The organism is Bacillus paralicheniformis, from assembly GCF_002993925.1.
GTDB classification, from domain to species: domain Bacteria; phylum Bacillota; class Bacilli; order Bacillales; family Bacillaceae; genus Bacillus; species Bacillus paralicheniformis.
The window spans coordinates 2,142,923-2,161,110 of record NZ_CP023665.1; the positions used below are offsets into that span (position 1 = coordinate 2,142,923).

At 48.7% G+C, this 18,188-nt stretch carries 6 protein-coding genes; all 6 read right to left on the reverse strand.

Features of this window, described 5'->3' with window-relative positions; all coding sequences use genetic code 11:
- Nucleotides 1–13: 13 nt before the first annotated feature.
- Nucleotides 14–796 (reverse strand): enoyl-CoA hydratase, encoded by a 783-nt coding sequence (locus CP943_RS11035; protein ID WP_023857509.1) that lies wholly within the window; start codon nt 794–796, stop codon nt 14–16.
- A 21-nt stretch (nt 797–817) separates the two neighbouring features.
- Nucleotides 818–1,729 (reverse strand): hydroxymethylglutaryl-CoA lyase, encoded by a 912-nt coding sequence (locus tag CP943_RS11040; RefSeq protein WP_020451696.1) that lies wholly within the window; start codon nt 1,727–1,729, stop codon nt 818–820.
- A gap of 17 nt (nt 1,730–1,746) precedes the next feature.
- A complete protein-coding gene (locus tag CP943_RS11045) occupies nt 1,747–1,959 on the reverse strand; it encodes an acetyl-CoA carboxylase biotin carboxyl carrier protein subunit (protein ID WP_003182452.1) in 213 nt (70 codons plus the stop codon).
- A gap of 17 nt (nt 1,960–1,976) precedes the next feature.
- Nucleotides 1,977–3,317: an acetyl-CoA carboxylase biotin carboxylase subunit gene (locus tag CP943_RS11050; protein WP_105981000.1), complete on the reverse strand. Its 1,341-nt coding sequence runs from the start codon at nt 3,315–3,317 to the stop codon at nt 1,977–1,979.
- A 238-nt stretch (nt 3,318–3,555) separates the two neighbouring features.
- Nucleotides 3,556–7,359: a non-ribosomal peptide synthetase gene (locus CP943_RS11055; RefSeq protein ID WP_105981001.1), complete on the reverse strand. Its 3,804-nt coding sequence runs from the start codon at nt 7,357–7,359 to the stop codon at nt 3,556–3,558.
- Between the two features lie 17 nt (nt 7,360–7,376).
- On the reverse strand, nt 7,377–18,167 hold the full coding sequence (locus CP943_RS11060) for a non-ribosomal peptide synthetase (protein WP_105981002.1): 10,791 nt from the start codon (nt 18,165–18,167) through the stop codon (nt 7,377–7,379).
- Nucleotides 18,168–18,188 lie beyond the last annotated feature (21 nt).

Consider the following 18,188-nt stretch of genomic DNA (forward strand, 5'->3'; position numbering starts at 1 on the left):
CCCCCCGTTCGTTTTATTCTCCCGTATAATACGGCTTCCGCTTTTCTGTAAAAGCTTTCAGCCCTTCTGTTCTGTCTTTCGTCGGAATCGTCAGCTCGTAGGCTTTTTGTTCTATCGCGAGTCCAGTTTCGATATCTGTCTCAAGCCCTTGATTGATAGCGAACTTCGCCTGTCTGACGGCAACCGGTCCGTTCGCCGCAATGTTCGCTGCGATATTTTCGGTTGTTTCCTTTAACTTTTGAAGCGGAACGACATGTTCAACTAGGCTGATCTTTTGCGCTTCTTCGGCGCTGATGCGGCAGCCGGTATAGATCATTTCTTTTGCCTTTCCCCTGCCGATCAAGCGGGGCAGCCGCTGTGTTCCCCCTGCCCCGGGAATGATCGCGAGCGTTGTTTCGGGGAGGCCGAGTTCAATATGTTCGGCTGCGATCCTGATGTCGCACGCCAATGCAAGCTCCAGCCCCCCTCCCAAAGCGCTTCCGTTTAATGAAGCGATGACGGGCTGCGGCAGTTTTTCCGTCTGGCTGACCACTTGTTGAATCATGGAAACGGCCTGCTTCGCTTCTGTGGGACTCATGCGGGCTCTTTCCTTTAAATCGGCACCTGCACAAAACGTCCTGTTCCCTACTCCCGTTATAATGACACAGCGGACGGTCGGGTTTGAACGGATATCGCGAAGGATATGCTGAAGGTCGTCGAGAAGTCCGAGCGAGAGGGCATTTGCAGCTTGCGGTCTGTTCAACGTCAACACGGCGACCGCCTGCTCGTTTATGGAATAAAGAACATTGGGCTCCATTCGGTCTTCCTCCTCCTCAATCTATGAAAAGCAATTCTTTGATTTCGCCGCCTGCAAATTTCGGCTTGGTAGCTCTCTCCCGGTTTTGTCTTCGATCCATTTGGCAGCTGAAAGCAGCTTGCTGAGATCAACTCCGGTTTCGATGCCCATCTGGGCGCACATGTAAATCAAATCATCAGTTGCCGCATTTCCCGTGGCTCCAGGGGCATAAGGACAGCCGCCCAGCCCGCCGCATGATGCGTCAAATACGGTGATTCCCATATCCATCGCTGTGATCATGTTGGCGAGCGCCATCCCTCTCGTATCATGAAAATGAAGGGCGAAACTCTCTTTCGGAAAGCGTTTTAAAAGTACGTCAAGCACCTTTTGAACTTGCACGGGATTCGCTGCGCCGATTGTATCTCCGAGAGAAAGTTCGTCGATGCCCATGTCGAACAACGCATCACAGAGGCGTATGATTTGTTCTAATGGCACATGATGTTCATAAGGACAGCCAAATACGGTGGACAGGTAGGCTCTAGTGGTGAGGCCTGCTTGTTTTGCTGTCCCGGTGACTTCCTGCAAGACTGGAAGCGTTTCTCCGATCGATTTGTTAATATTTTTCCGGTTGTGTGTCTCGCTTGCCGACATGAAAACAGAAGCTTCATCGATCCCTCCTTCGAGAGCCCGTTCCAGCCCTTTTCGGTTCGGAATAAGGGCTGCGTAGGTGACGCCCGGCTTCCGGTTTATGCCTTTGGCGACGTCAAGGGCATCAGACAGTGCAGGAATCCACTTAGGATGGACGAATGAAGTGATTTCGATATATGAAAGCCCTGTTTGGGAAAGCATGTCGATCCAGGTGATTTTATCGGCAGTCGAGAGTGCGGTTTCTTCATTTTGCAGACCGTCGCGCGGTCCGACTTCTTTAATGAAAATTTTCTTCGGTACGTTCATTTGCCATCCTCCAGACCTTATTGAAGCTCCAATAAGACGTCCCCTTCATCGGCAAAATCACCTTCGTTTTTTCTGACGGTTTTGACGGTGCCGGCCGTTTCGGCGACAATCGGAATCTCCATTTTCATCGATTCTAAAATGGCGACTTCCTGCCCCTTTTCGATTTTGTCTCCTGCCTTCACTAATATTTTCCACACGTTTCCCGCCATATTGGTGACAACAGTATTCATGGCACGCCTCCTTGATTTCATTTTGACTGATAACGACTGATAAAATCGGTTTGGACCCCGCCTTTTCGGAATTCGTCAGAACGTACGATGTCTTCAAGCAGCGGAATATTTGTCTTAATGCCTTTCACTTGATATTGTGAGAGCGCTTCGGCCAATGTCCGGATGGCCTCATCTCTGCTATTTCCTTTGACGATCATCTTGGCGATCATCGGGTCGTAATACGGTGTGATGTTCATACCTGGGGCTGCTGCGCAGTCATGACGGACATTCGGGTGCTCAGGCAGCTTAAGGTCAGTGATCCGTCCCGGCGAAGGGAAAAATGTTTTCGGATCTTCGGCACAGATTCTGACTTCGATCGCATGTCCGTCCCGCCGAATGTCTTTTTGCTTATACGGAAGCGCTTTGCCTGCTGCGATATTGAGCTGTTCTTCGACAATGTCGAGCCCTGTAATTTCCTCTGTCACCGGGTGTTCGACCTGCAGGCGGGTATTCATCTCGAGAAAATAAAAATGATTCTTGCTGTCTACTAAAAACTCGATTGTCCCGGCGTTGGCATAGCCGATCGACAGCGCGGCTTTCACGGCCGCTTCACCAAGCTTCGCGCGCATGTTTTCATCGAATAACGGAGCAGGTGCTTCTTCGATGATTTTTTGCTGACGTCTCTGAATCGAACAGTCCCGTTCCCAAAGATAGACGGCATTTCCGTATTCGTCTGTTAAAATCTGAATCTCGATATGTCTTGCATCTTCGATATATTTCTCGATGTACATAGCCCCGTCTCCGAAAAAATCGGCGGCTCGTTTTTGGCTGCCTTCATATGCTTTTGCTAATTCGCCTTCATTGCGGATCAGCTGCATTCCGATGCCTCCGCCTCCAAAAGAAGCCTTGAGCATCACGGGATAGCCGATGGATTCGGCAAGAGCCTTGGCTTCATTCAGACCGGCCAAGCTTTTTGTCACGCCGGGAACGACGGGAATACCGGCTTGTTCCATCGCTTGTCTCGCTTCAATTTTGCTTCCCATTTTGGCGATCACATCAGCCGGCGGACCGATAAACGTGATATTTTCCTGCAGGCATCTTTCGGCAAAACGGCTGTTCTCGGAAAGCAGGCCGTATCCCGGGTGGATGGCACAGACCCCCGCTTTTTTAGAGGTTTCGATGATTTTTTCGATATTTAAATAGCTTTCACTGACCCGCGGTTTGCCGATCAGCCAGGCTTCATCTGCAGCTTTAACATGCAGGGACTCAGCATCCGCTTCAGAGTAGACGGCAGCTGTCTGAATCCCGAGCCGTTTACAAGTTCGAATGATCCGAAGTGCGATTTCGCCGCGATTGGCGATTAGCAATTTTTGAAACAAAAAAATGCCCCCTTTCATATTCAAAAGTGTCTGAAATGAAATTTGAAAGCGTCTTCATTTATTCATTGTGCGAATTCGAAAGTGAAGTAGCTTATCCTGTTTCCTGCCATAGGTTCAGCCAGGTCTTGTCTGTTCTTTACAGCTTATGATGATTTGAAAGAAAAAAGTCCTAAAGCTTAAGAAATCGCTTTAGAACTCTCAATGTTTTGGCTCGGGCCTGTTGGTGTTTGGACGGCTTTTACCGAGAATGCTCTGCATGTTTGCCGCTGTTTGTGAGGATATGTTGAATGATCTCGGCGTTTTTTGACAGAAAGGCAGTTTCGAACATATCCTGATGCGGCCCGGCTCCTTTATACTCTTGATAGTTTCTTGTTGTGGCGTCGGCCCATTTTTGCAATATGAATCTGTCAATTTGATCCATCTGAATGCCGGCTTCAATAAAGTGGATGTTTGCGTTGATTTGGCCGTCATTGATTAATTGTGCCCAATATTTTTGATAGTTTGCCGTCTTTTTGATGACTGCTTCCCTGAGGTGAGCGGGAACATGTTCTGCCGAGGTGCTGCTTGGCTGTGGCGGCAATGCTTGTTTCTTTTGATATGCATCGACAATAATGAGATCGCTGACCTCCAAACCTCGGTTTTCCATTTCTTTGACAGTCTCAAATGCCGTGTTGCCTCCCGCTGAATATCCCAGCAGGATATAAGGACCCCGAGGTTGTTTTTGGATGATGTTGTTCACGTATTGTTCCATACGGCTGTCTTCTTCAATAAAGTTAAATCCGTACACAGTCGCTTTGCCGTTTAGCTTGGCAGCGAGATCTTTATAAAATATCCCGAAGCCCGAAATGGGAGGAAAGCAGAAAAGGTTCACTCCGGTCGGCGGATTCAGTCTGCTGACATGCTGTACGGCCGAGGCGCGCAGCTCATGTGAAAACAGCTTTTCGGCCAATTGTTCGATTGTTGGATTCTCGAATAATAATTCAATCGGAATATCGATCCCCTGGCTGTTTTTCAGCTGGTGAATGACTTGAAGAGCTTTTAGCGAATGACCGCCAAGTTCGAAAAAGTCATCTTCAATACCGAGCTCCTTCACGCCAAGGATAGGTTTCCAGATGTCAATCAGTTCTTTTTCGACCCAGTTTCTTGGCGGCACAATCTGTTTCAAAGCCGTTTTTTGATCAGGTGCAGGCAGCGCGCGGCGGTCGATTTTGCCGTTTGCCGAAAGAGGCATGCGGTCCAGTTTAACCCAATCATGAGGAATCATATAGTCGGGAAGCTGCCTTGATAGTAATGAACGAATCGTTTTTTCCTCTGTTTGATCATCGCTTACATAATATGCGATAAGGAATGCTTCTTCGTTTTTTTCTTCAATGATGACAGCGGCTTCTTGAACGCCTTCAATCTCGATGAGCCGCGCTTCTATTTCAGCCGGTTCAGTTCGTTTGCCGCGAATTTTGATTTGCCGGTCCATCCGGCTGATATATTCTAAGTTGCCGTCTGGCAGCCAGCGCGCCAGATCGCCGGTTTTGTACATTTTTTCCCCTGGTTGAAACGGATGCTCTACAAATGCTTGACTCGTCAAATCAGGTCTGTGCAAATATCCTTTTGCAACCCCATCGCCGCCGACGCAAAGTTCGCCGGGAACGCCGATCGGCGCGAGCTGACCGCTCTCGTCAACAATAAAGGCATTTGAATTGCTGATCGGTTTTCCGATGGGAATCGCTTGTGAAAAATCTTGCTTGACTTCATAAAATGTAGAGAATGTTGTATTTTCCGTCGGACCATATATGTTATAAAGCTTCAGGTTTGGGCACCGATGTCTGACCGTATTCATCAGTGCAGGCGTCAAAGCTTCCCCGCCGACATATAAAGTGGAGAGCCCTGAAAACATGTCCGGCTGGGCTTGTGCCAGCTGGTTAAAGAGAGCCGTTGTTAAAAACAGCACTGTGATATCATGGTGAAGCAAATAGCTGCCAAAACGGGCAGGAGTCAACATCGTCGAGCGGTCAATAACATGAAGAGATGCTCCTTTCAGGAGCGCTCCGAATATTTCAAATGTGATGGCGTCAAAGCCGAGTGAACCGGTTAAGATCAATCGGTCATTTGTATCGGCTGATGTGTAATTGCTGTTTGAGATCAGTGATACGACATTGCGGTGCGAAATCATTACGCCCTTTGGTTTGCCTGTCGAACCTGATGTATACATGATATAAGCCAGATCATCCGGACGCGTATTTATGTTGATAGCGCTGACAGGTGCCAATTGCGCTTCCTTGGATATCAACACTTTTTTCGGAAAATCAATGTCCGTCTTGAGTCCTTTCTGAACGGCCAATACGTCCGCCCCGCTTTCTTTCAGCATGCAGCTGATCCGTTCAGGCGGCAGTTCGGCATCGAGCGGGAGATAGGCGCCGCCCGCTTTCAAAACGGCAAGAACTCCGATGATGAATTCAGGTGAATGCTCTGCTAAAATGCCGGCAATTCCGTTTTTCTTTAAGCCTTGTTCTTGGAAGATGCGGGCCCACGCAGTGGATGTTTGATCCAGCTCCCGGTATGTCATCGTCAAGCCGCCGGCATGTAGTGCGATATGATCCGGCGTTTTCTCTACTTGATTGGAAAACAAGTCAGTGATTGTTTTGTTCGTATCGTAATCCGTTTTTGTATCGTTGAATGCCCCGATGATCCGGGCTTTTTCGTCAGGCGCGATCATCGGCAGCCTGGAGGCGGGGATATCGGTGTCCTCCGCCACTCTTCGCAAGGCTTCCAGCAGGTGGCCCCTCACACAGTCAATCCATGATTCATCATAAACGTTTGCATTGTAGATGAACTTGATGACAAGTTCATCATCCGGGGCAATCATGAGGTTGAAGTTGTAGCCTGATTGCTCCGACACTTTTACATTTTCGATCTGAAGCGGTGATTCGGCGCGGTTTGCCGAGTCTTGCATTTGCTGCAAAGGGTAGTTTTCAAAAACGAAAATATGGTCAATCGCATGCTGTTTGAAAGTGATTTGCGACTGAATGTCAGCCAATGGATAAAAGTTGAACATGTCTTGAGCGAGCCTTTCTTTTTGGGAGCGGCGAAGCAGCTCTGAAAAGGTTTCATTTTCGCTCTCGGTCTTGATTCGCACCGGCACAGTATTGATAAATAAACCGATGATCTTCTCAACGCCCGGAATCACGGAAGGACGGCCGGAAACGACAGAGCCGAACACGACATCATCTGTCCGGTTATAGCGCTGAAGCATTAAGCCCCACACGGTTTGTATGAGAGTGGCGAGTGTGGCTCCATGTTGTTTGGCGATTGTTTTGAGTCTGGCTGTCAACTTTCGGTCTAATGAAAACATCAGCTCTTTCTGCCGATATCCCTTTTCAGCAGGTTTTGCAGACACTTTCGGAAGACCTGTTGGCGCATTGAAGTCTGTCAAGTAGTTCTTCCAATATTCCTTGGCTTTGTCTTTGTCCTGATCATACAACCAGGAAATATATGCGCTGTATGGCTGAACAGGATCTAAAGGCACAGATTCACCCGTATAGATGGCTTCGTACAACTGCATAAATTCTTGGAGTACGATCCCGAGACACCAGCCGTCCATTAAAATGTGGTGATGGCTCCATACACATACGTGTTGTTCCGGCGCCGTTTTGAACAGAGAAATACGCATCAGCATATCTTTTTGCAGATTGAAGCCTTTCTGCCGATCCCGCTCTTTAAACTGGCTGATATATGCGGTTTGATCGGTCTCCGGCATTTCGGTCAAGTCTTCAGCATGCAACTGAAAGGATCGATCGCGTAAAACGACCTGGCGCGGTTCTTTCAGCCCGGCAACATGAGGCAAAAAAACCGTTCTGAAAATATCGTGGCGGTCAATGATCGATTGGACACTTTGTTGAAACCAGTCTAAATGGAGCTGACCCCTTATTGTGAAGACGGACTGTTCAATATATGCGGTTCCTTCGTCTTGCAGGAAAGAATGAAAAAGCATTCCTTCCTGCATGTGGCTTAAAGGATAAATGTTTTGGATTTTTTGTGTATGATCCATTGTTTCCCTCCGCTCGTTTAATGAAATCCGAGTAAGTCGGTTATATTTTTAAAAGCTTCCTCGGTCAGCTCGCGATCATCAAAGTCGCTGACGGTCTTCTCTGTTTCAGTTTTGCCGAGGCAATGGTTCATCAGCTTTCTGAGATAGTACTGACAATCTTGGGAAAGCCGCTCAATGGTTTCTTTTTGAAAACGCCCTGTTTCATATGTCATGTTAACGGTCAGTTTGCCTTCGGCTACGAGTGCGCTGATATCCAGCGACTGTTCACGCTTCCAAGTGCCGGTGATATCCTCGCCGCCCCCCAAAGGAGAAAATGTAAATGCATCAAGCTGTTCTGTTTCGGTTTGCGCACGGTTTCCGATTTCAAATTGTCCTAAATAGTTAAAGGTGATATCAGGTGCTTTGCCGAATTTGATCTTTGCTTTTTCAGGCGGTGTCATATATTTGAGAACACCGTATCCAAATCCTTTATCAGGTATCCGCCTTAACGTGTCTTTTGTTATTTTTAATGCGCGGATCATATATTCTTCATGATGGTCATCCCATGTATTGGGTTCAAGTTGAAGCAATACTGGATATATGGAAGTAAACCACCCTACGGTTCGGCTGATATCGTGATATGCCGCCTCAGATTGACGGCCATGCCCTTCAAGCGCGATTTTTAGCGCCTTTTGCGGCACCCATTGCCATATAGCGAGTACCGCTGACGCCAATAGCAGGTCTTGGGTATCCGTATTGTAAGCATTGTGCACATCTTTTAGAATCGCGTCTGTTTCTTGTTGAGCTAAAGTAAATGATACGGTGTTACGTTTTTTCAAAGCGGTTTTGTCGATATGTGTCTGATCTTTTGGCAGTGCAACTGTTTCATGTTGTTCGATGGCGCGCCAATAGTCTGCTTGCTGTAATAACCGCCGGCTTTCTGCATACTTGGCTAATTGCTCGGTATATGTCTGGAATGATGCGGTTTTTGGCGGGAGTGCTATGTCATCTCCGCGAATCGCCTGCTCATAGACGGATGCCAAGTCTTCCAGGATAATCCGCCATGATATGCCGTCGACGGCCAAGTGATGGATAGCAAGAAACAAGTCATCTCCTTCGCTTGAGCGGAAAAGCCCGACTTGCACCAGCGGCCCGTTTTCCAAGTCCATTGCTTTTTGCAGCTCACGAACTTGGTGTTTGATAATGTGTTCATGATCTTTTGGTTCGCCGGCCAGATTGAAGATTCGCAAGTTGTAAAGCTGGTCCTCTCCGATGTTCGCTGGACGATTGTACAGGCGCAAGTTCCCTTGTTCATCTTTGACGCATATGAGCCTGAGTGCATCGTGATGGACGGTTATCGCTTTTAGCGTTTTCCTCAATGCATCTTCATCTAACGGATTTGACCGATGCAGCATAACCGACTGATTAAAATGGTGGGCTTCTTTTATATCTTGAGACAGGAACCATTTTTGCACCGGTGACCATGTCATCTCGCCTTCTACAGATGCTTGGCTGATCGGTTGTTGTGATAAACGGACATATGGCGCCAATTCTTGGATTGTCGGATGGCTGAAGATATCTTTTACGGCCAATTGCTTTCCTGATTGATGCAATCTCGCGGAGACTTGCAATGCCTTAATGGAATCTCCGCCAAGCTCAAAAAATGATTCATCAATTCCGATCTTGTCCACACCGAGCACCCCGCGCCAGATGGCAGCCAATTCTTTTTCAATATCAGTGGCCGGAGCCGTAAATGTTTGCCTAGTCTCTCCCTTGTGCGGGATCTTTGCCAGTGCGGGCTTATTCAGCTTCCCGTTTGGCATGGTAGGCAATGCATCAAGCGTTTGGAAAAACGCCGGTACCATGTAAGACGGCACTTTTTTGGCCAAAGCTTTGCGCACCATGCCGCAATCTGCGCCGTCTTCAACAACAATATAAGCGCACAGTTCCTTATGACCTGCTGCGGTAACAGAATCCACCACTGCCGCTTCTTTTACTACGGCAAGGCCGGAGAGTGCCGCTTCCACTTCTTTTATCTCGATTCGGTAACCTCTGATTTTGACTTGTTCATCCATCCTGCCGACATACTGCAATGTGCCGTCCGGCAGCCATTTCGCCAAATCCCCCGTCCGATACATGCGCTGATCTGGATGGAACGGATCTTGAACGAAAGCTTTTGCCGTTTGCTCAGGAAGATTGATATATCCTCTTGCAAGCCCCGGTCCTGTAATGCAAAGTTCTCCGGTGACACCGATAGGCTGCAAGTGATCTCCTTTTAAAATATAAACATTTGTATAACCGATCGGCCGGCCGATCGTGATGTTTTCTTCTCGTTTCAATCTTCTGGCCGCAGTGGCCGTGATGCTGCTCTCTGTCGGCCCGTATTCATTGGAAATCTCTATGTCAGGGCTGAGCGAGAAACTGCGCTCCAGCAAATTCGGTTCAATCGCTTCGCCTCCTAATGTGACAAGTCGCAGTGTTTGTACATCTTCCGGCTGCAATACGTCAAGCAGTGTCCGGTATAGAATCGGAACGAGATTCATATGCGTAATGCCGTAATCGGCTAGATATTGTTTAATAGCGAGAATGTCTTTCGCTTCTTCCTCAGCCGGGATAACGGTCTGCACTCCTGATATAAGCGGCGCAAACATACTTGTGACAAATGCGTCAAAAGAAAATGAGGAAAGCTGAAGCGCGATATCATGATCATGAAATTCATAAAAAGCACTGCGCCACTGAACTGTATAAGCGACTCCTCTGTGTTCCACCATGACGCCTTTTGGATTGCCCGTCGTACCTGATGTATAAATGATATAAGCCAAATGATCAGGCCCGGAAGCAGTTAGAATAGGTGAGGTGTCCTGTTCCTGTACATCTTCAATCAGAAGCACTTCGCCTTTAAAACCATCAGGTACTTGATGAATTGCTTTTTTATCGGTGATCAGCAGTTTAGCTCCGCTGTCGGCTAATACATATTGTTTGCGCTCGTCCGGATATCCAAGATCAATTGGGACATAGGCGCCCCCTGCTTTCCAGGTTCCGAGAACGGCTGCGATCAAGCCTGTTGATTTAGGAATCATAATACCTACAGGTAGATCCGGACCAATCCCTTGATTTTGCAATGTTCTCGCTATTTTGTTGGACCATTCGTCTAATTCTTGATAAGTGAGCACCCCTTCCCGAGTGATGAGTGCAGTTGCACCCGGCAATTTTGCCGCATGACGGGCGAATAATTCGTGAACGGTTATGTTAGGGCCGTGTTGTTCCGGCATCCTGTTAAAGTTTGTCATCAGCAGCTGTTGTTCTTTAGCTGTCAGCATGCTGATGGCAGGCAACGCTGTCTGCGGTGCGTGGACAATGTGCTGAAGCATTGTCGTGAAATGTGATGCCCAGCGTTCGATCGTATCTTGTTTAAATAAAGATGATGCATATTCAAATCGAAAATGTATGCGTTCATCCCCTTCTGAAACTTGCAGCGTCAGATCAAACTTCGCCCCAGTTTGAGGCATATCGGCAGGCTGAATATGCAGTCCATCCAGGAAAAGCTCTTGGCGATCCATATTTTGTACGACAAGCATAGCGTCAAACAACGGATTGCGGCTCATATCACGAACGACATTAAGCCGGTCGACAAGCTCCTCAAACGGATAATCCTGATGTTCAAATGCCTCAAGCACCGTTTCGCGGACCTCCTTTAAGAAATCGCTGAAACATTTGTTTTCGGCCGGCTGCGTTCTGATCGCCAATGTGTTGACAAACATGCCGATAACGGGTTCTAAGTCTTTGTGCGGCCTTCCGGCGATCGGCGAACCGATGATGATATCCTCCTGTCCGCTGAGCCGGGCAAGAAGCGTGCTGTACGCGGCGAGAAGAACCATATACAGGGTGCATCCGTTGTCGCGGGCGATCTTGTAAAGGCCGGATGAAGTGTCCGCATCAAGTGAAAAGGACACATGATCTCCGGCAAAGCTTCGCACCGCCGGGCGGGCGTTGTCGGCCGGAAGCTCAAGCACCGGCAGCTCTCCGTCGAGCTGCTTCAGCCAATAGGCTTCCTGTCTGTTGTACGCCTCTCCTTGTTTGAATGCCTGTTGCCAGACAGCGTAGTCTTTATATTGAATCCGCAGCGGGTGAAGCGTCCGGCTGGCGTAAAGCTCGCTGAATTCGCTGATTAAGGTGCCGACAGACACCCCGTCGGAAATGATGTGATGCATGTCCACCAACAACAGGTGGCTCTCCTCCGCCTCCTTCACAAGAGCGGCGCGGAAAAGCGGCGCTTCTTGAAGCCGGAACGGACGGACAAAGTCTTCAGCCGCGGCCAATTCCATCAGCTGAAACGGGACATCATCATGAATGCGTTGAACAGGCTCGCCGTCTGCCCCGGTTTCAAACGACGTCCTGAGCGATTCGTGGCGGCGGATCAGCTGCCTGAATACTTCATCAAGCCGGGCGCGGTCGAGCGGTCCTGTCAGCTTAAGCGCCGCCGGCATATTGTAGCCGACACCGCCGTCTTCCAGCTGCTGAAGCACATACATCCGCTTTTGCGCCGAGGACACCGGATAGGTGTCCTGTTTGTCCGCCGGTTCAATCGCCGCATGCGGGCTTTCATCCAATTCCTGAATCACGGCTGCGAGCTCTTCCAGTGTCGGCTTGGCGAAAATCTCCTTCAGCGGCACCTGCACGCCAAACGCTTTGGCGATGCGGGAGACGAGCGCTGTCGCTTTCAGCGAGTGGCCGCCTTGTTCGAAAAAGTGGTCGCGAATGCCGGCAGGGCCGTATTTCAGCACCTCTTCCCAAAGCTTGGCGAGCTTCATTTCCGTGATGGTTTGCGGCGCGGTGTAAGCGCGTCGTTCAGCCGCTCCGTCGGGAGCGGGCAGCGCCTTGCGGTCAAGCTTTCCGCTCGGAGTGACAGGCCACTCTTTCATCTCGATGAAGGATGAAGGCATCATGTAGGCCGGCAGGCGTTTGCCCAGCTCTGTCCTTACAGTCTGTTGGTCCTGACCTTCAATATAGGCGCAAAGCTCGGTTTCCTCCCCTTCTGTCCGGGCGATAACCGCCGCTTCCCGCACGCCGTCGATCTGGCGAAGCGCCGCTTCGACTTCCCCCGGTTCGATCCGGTAGCCGCGGATTTTCACTTGACCGTCCATGCGGCCCAACCATTCAACGGTGCCGTCCGGAAGCCATCTCGCCAGATCACCCGTTTGATACATGCGTTCCCCTGAATAAAAGGGGTCATCGAGAAACCGTTCTTCTGTCAGCTCCGGACGGTTCAAATAGCCCCTTGCGACGCCCGCGCCTGCGATATACAGTTCCCCTCGACAGCCGAACGGCAGAAGCTGCCGTTTTTTATTTAAAATATAGAGTCTCATATTGTGTCCTGATCGGCCGATCGGGACATGGTCAAGTGTTTTCCTTTTAGGGACATCAAAGTATGCCGCTTCTACCGTCGCTTCCGTCGGTCCGTAGGAATTTGTCAATTCCACCCCCGGCAGAAGCTCATGAAAACGGGAGACGAGGTGCGCCCCCAGCTGCTCACCGCCTGCAAAGACTCTTTTTAAATGTCTGATGTCGGCCGGTTTTTTTCTATGATTCATATATTCCAAGAATGAGTGAAGCATAGAAGGGACAAAATGAGCGGCTGTAACTTCCTTTTCCTCCAGCGCTTTTAAGATGATTTCAGGATCTTTTTCCCCTCCTTGAGGAAGCAGATAAACAGAAGCCCCGGCGAATGGCCACCAGAACAGCTCCCATATTGAAGCATCAAACGAGTAAGACGTTTTATGCAGAATGATGTCCGAGTCGTTAAGTGAGTAGCGGGTTTGCAGTGAGTATAAAAAATTGACCGCGGACCTGTGTTCCACCATGACGCCTTTTGGGCGTCCCGTTGAGCCGGATGTATAGATGATATAGGCCAAGGCATCGGGCGGTACCGGGAGATTCGGATTGACTGCCGCTTCTCCGTGATTCCCGCGCCCGCCATCTAGCGGCAAAATGGTTCCCTCAAACATCGATGGATTAGATTCTGCAAGCAAGGTCTTTGCGCCGCTGTCCTTCATTAAAAAACGGATTCGTTCTTCAGGATAGTCAGGGTCGATCGGCACGTAAGCAGCTCCCGCTTTTAAAATGCCATAAATTCCAATCAGCATATCTGGTGAACGTCTCCCCATCACGGCAATCACATCTTCCTGTTGAATACCGAGGCCAATTAGCTTCCATGCAATTTGATTGGCCCGTTCATTCAGTTCTCTGTAGGAGATGGAGACGCCATCCGCCAAAACGGCCGGACGATCAGGCGTCTTTTCTGCCTGCTGCTCGAGCTGATGGTGAAGCGGCTGATCCAGTGGGAAATCGATTTTTTGCATCGGACTGAAGTTTTGCAGAAGCGCGCTTTCTTCCTTTTTCGAAAGGATTGACAAATGGTCCAGTTCCAGCTCCGGATGCTGTGCAGCGTTTTTAGCCAACGTTTTAAAAAAATCGGCCCATTTTTGAATCGTTTTCCGTTCAAACAAATCTGTACTGTATTCAAACTGACAATATATTTGTCCGCCGCTTTCGGCCATGTACAGTGACAGGTCGAATTTAGAAATCGGGTGGCTGATATCTTTTTGCCGAAGCTCAAGCCCCTCCATCGACAATTGTTGCCGCTCCATATTTTGCAGTGCAAACGTTGTATCAAAGAGCGGATTTCGGCTCATCTCCCGCTGAACGCCGAGGCGGTCAACCAGCTCCTCTAACGGATAGTCCTGGTGTTCATAGGCTTCTAGCGCTGTTTCTCGAATGTCCTGTAAATATTGTTTGAAAGATATTCCGCTCACCGGACGTGTTCGAAAAGCCATTGTGTTCACAAACATTCCGAGCACGGATTCAAGGTCAGCATGCGGTCTGCCCGCGATCGGCGAACCGACAATGATCTCTTCCTGCCCGCTTAGCCGTGATAATAAAACGGTGTATATGCCAAGAAGCGTCATATACAGTGTGCATCTGTTTTCTCCTGCGAGCTGTTGTAAACGTGATGTAAGCTCCTGACTGATCTCGAACGTAACCCGGTCACCTGCAAAGCTTTTTGCCGGGGGCCGCGGTTTGTCCGTCGGCAATTCGAGCACTGGCAGCTCACCGGCCAGTTGTTTGAGCCAATACGATTCTTGCCGTTTGTATATGTCGCTTGTTTTGAATGTTTCTTGCCATGCTGCATAGTCTTTGTATTGAATGCGCAACGGAGCCAGTTCAAGTCTTTTATACAGATCGCTGAATTCCTGCATGAGCAATTGGATGGAGACACCGTCTGAAATAATATGGTGCATGTCCACTAAAAGCAGATATCGTCCTTTTTCAATGGTCGCTAAGCCCGCCCTGAAAAGCGGAGCCTTTCCAAGATCAAACGGCCGGATAAATGATTCAGATGAAGAGTCGTTTGAAAAAGCAAACGGCACCTTTTCATGAATCCGCTGCACCGGCTCGCCGTCGTCTCCTGCTTCGAATGATGTCCTAAGGGGTTCATGCCGGCGGATCAGTTCGCGAAATACAGCTTCCACTCTCTGTTGATCGAGCTCGCCTGTCAGCTCCAAAACGGCCGGAATGTTGTAGCTGACTCCTCCGCCATCAAGCTGGTGCAGAACATACATCCGTTTTTGTGCGGAAGAAACCGGATATGTCTCCTTCTTCTCTATTTGCTGAATCGAAGCAAACGGGTTTTCTTCCGCTTCACTGATGACTGCTGCCAATCCTTCTACGGTCGGATGGGCAAAGACATCACTTAACGGAATCTGAACGTTCCATTCTTTGGCGATGCGAGAGATGAGCGATGTTGCTTTTAAAGAATGGCCGCCCAGTTCAAAAAAGTTGTCGCGGATGCCGACCGGCCCCCTTTTCAGTAGACCTTCCCAAAGCTGTGAAAGCCTGAGCTCGTTCAAATTGCGAGGTGCGGCGTATGACTGATGCGATGCGGATGATGTCGATTCTGGGAGGGCGCTTTTGTCGACTTTTCCATTTACGGTAAGCGGAATCGCTGGCACAGCAGTCCATTTTACTGGCATCATGTAGTCAGGGATGGCGTCGGCCAAATCATGACGCAATGCAGAAGGGTCGATCGGTTTCCGTGTGCTGTAGTATGCGCACAATTCATGTTCCCCTTCACTGTCTTTTTGAACCAGGACAACCGCTTCCTTAACAGCAGGATGATTTGCCAATGTCACCTCTATTTCCTTAGGTTCGACCCGGTAGCCCCTGATTTTCACTTGATCATCCGTCCGGCCGATATAGTCCATTTGTCCGTCTGCACGAAGCCTTGCTATATCTCCTGTTCGATACATGACGGCTCCCGCTCTGAATGGATCGGGCAAAAATTTCTGTTTTGTCAAGATTGGATTATTGACATATCCTCTCCCGACGCTCGCGCCTGATATATAAAGCTCTCCTGCTACACCGCAGGGCTGAAGTCGTTTGTATTTGTCAAGGATATACATGGCGTTATGGCTGATCGGTTTTCCGATCGGCGGAGAATCCGGGATGTCGCCCTCAGGATGAATGGTGCATGTCGAGACGACATGGGTTTCCGCCGGGCCGTAATGATTATGCAAGTGTATGCCGCGCCGCTTGAGCAATGCCTTAAAAATATGCGAGACCGTCAATTGCTCCCCTGCAGTGATGACATGCTTCACACAGTTTGGAAAGTGGTTCGCATAGTGTTCCTCATTAAAAAGCATCTTCACAAAAGCCGTCGGGAAAAAGACGACTTCTGTTCGCTGTGTATTGATCAACAAAAACAACTGAGCTGGGTCGCGTTTGATTGATTCAGGCGTGATGCAAAGCGTGCCGCCGCTAAGCAAAGTTGTAAACAATTCTTGATAGCAGACGTCAAACGCACAAGATGCATACTGGAGCACATTTGTTTTGAAATCAATACGTGAGTTTTCAAATTGGTCATGAAGCAAATTGGCCATATTTCGATGTTCAAATAAAACACCCTTCGGCTTCCCCGTTGTTCCAGATGTATACATGATGTAAAGCAAATCTTCCGCAGTGTTTACCGTCTCGACATTGCTTCCGTCGCTTTCCGCATCTGCTTCTTCTATGAATGTCACAGATCGTTTTGTTGCGGCTGACTTTGCTAAAGCCGCCACATGATGCTGTGATACTATGTGCTGACAGCCGCTGTTTTCTATGCAATAGCGAATGCGTTCGGCAGGATGGCTCAGGTCAATCGGAACAAATGCCGCGCCCGCTTTTAAAATGCCGAGTACTCCCGCCGCTAATGCGGGAGAACGTTCGACCATGATCGCGACCGGCTCCTGGCGTTTGACACCCCGTTTTCGGAGAAGGCGTGCAAGTTTGTTGGCCATTTCATTCAGCTCTTTATAAGTGATCGACTGCCCTTCATAGTGAATTGCTTTTTCATCAGGGGATTGTGCCGCCTGACGTTCGAACATCGACTGGATCGTTTCATATTCACGCTGTTTAGTCTCTATTTTCAACGTGCTGAGCAGGTCTTTTTGTTCCTGCTGTGTTGTGATCGCCAATTCCTCCGGGGTCAAATTCGGATTTTCCAGCACTTGTGCGATGATATGCTGCAAATGGCCTTTGACGCTTTCGATGAAAGAACGTTCATGAATGCCGGAATCAAATCTCATTTTGAGATGAATGTTTTCACCTGGTGCTACCATGAGATAAAAGCTGTAGTTGGTCTCGTCTTCCATGTTGAAATCATGAATCCGAAACAGATCCTCTGCATCTTGTCCACTGTTCAGCAGTGCGATTTCTTTTTCAACAGGATAATTTTCAAAAACAAGAATATGGTCGATTAAGCCTTGTTTGACGGCGGATTCCGCCTGTATCTCATAGAGCGGGTGGTAGCTGTACGGCTGCCCATTCAGCGCATCTTTTTGCACTTGTTTAATCAGTTTCACAAAAGGCACTTTTGTACCGGTAACACGCACCGGTACCGTGTTAATGAAAAGGCCGATCATCCGCTCTATCCCTGCAATTTCAGCCGGCCTGCCGGAAATAACCGAACCGAAAACCGCATCATCCGTCTGGTTATAAGCTTGCAGCAACATTCCCCAAAGCGTGTGAAAAATGGTGCTCAATGTGACTTCTTCCTTTGCGGCCAGCTCTTTCAGCTTATCCGTAACTGTTTTAGAAAGGGAAAAGGTGACTTCTTCTTGTCTGCTTTTGGCGCCCGCTTTTTTTTGCTGCGGCAGCCGGCTCTGTTGGTCATATCCTTCAAGATAACCCTCCCAGTACCGGGCGGCGGCTTCTTTGTCCTGCTCCATCAGCCATTGAATATAGCTCCCGTAAGGCACAGCAGGCTCAAGCTTTAATGGTGTTTGGTGCAAATGGGAAGCGTATATATGGAAAAACTCCTTCAGGACAATCCCGAGGCACCAGCCGTCCATAATGATGTGATGGAAGCTCCATATGCATGTAAATTCGCGTTCCCCTGTTTTAAAAAGAATGACGCGCATCAATCCATCTTTTTGCAAATGAAATCCTTTGGCTCTGTCTGTTTTTTTGACGTCATCGATCAATCTAAGCTGGCCGGATCGGTCCAAATGAGTCAGATCTTTTTCTTCAACGGTGATCGTCCGTTCTTTTAAGACGACCTGCTGCGGAACGGATACATTTTGACTGATAAAAATCGTTCTGAAAATATCGTGCCGGGCACAAAGAACAGCAATGCTTTTCTGAAAAATGTCTGTGTCAACCTTTCCTGTCATTGAAAATGAGGCTTGTTCGACGTATGCCTGTGTGTCCTTGTTAAGAAGGGTGTGAAATAGCATGCCTTCCTGCATATAAGAAAGCGGATAAATATCCTGAATCTCATGTTTTTTTGTCATATTTTTTCCCTGCCTCCTGTT

Bases quoted from the DNA above. Each gene is read 5' to 3' on its own strand.
- CP943_RS11040 (WP_020451696.1), bottom strand. From the start codon at position 1,729: ATGAACGTACCGAAGAAAATTTTCATTAAAGAAGTCGGACCGCGCGAC.
- CP943_RS11055 (WP_105981001.1), bottom strand. From the start codon at position 7,359: ATGGATCATACACAAAAAATCCAAAACATTTATCCTTTAAGCCACATG.
- CP943_RS11045 (WP_003182452.1), bottom strand. From the start codon at position 1,959: ATGAATACTGTTGTCACCAATATGGCGGGAAACGTGTGGAAAATATTA.
- CP943_RS11060 (WP_105981002.1), bottom strand. From the start codon at position 18,167: ATGACAAAAAAACATGAGATTCAGGATATTTATCCGCTTTCTTATATG.
- CP943_RS11035 (WP_023857509.1), bottom strand. From the start codon at position 796: ATGGAGCCCAATGTTCTTTATTCCATAAACGAGCAGGCGGTCGCCGTG.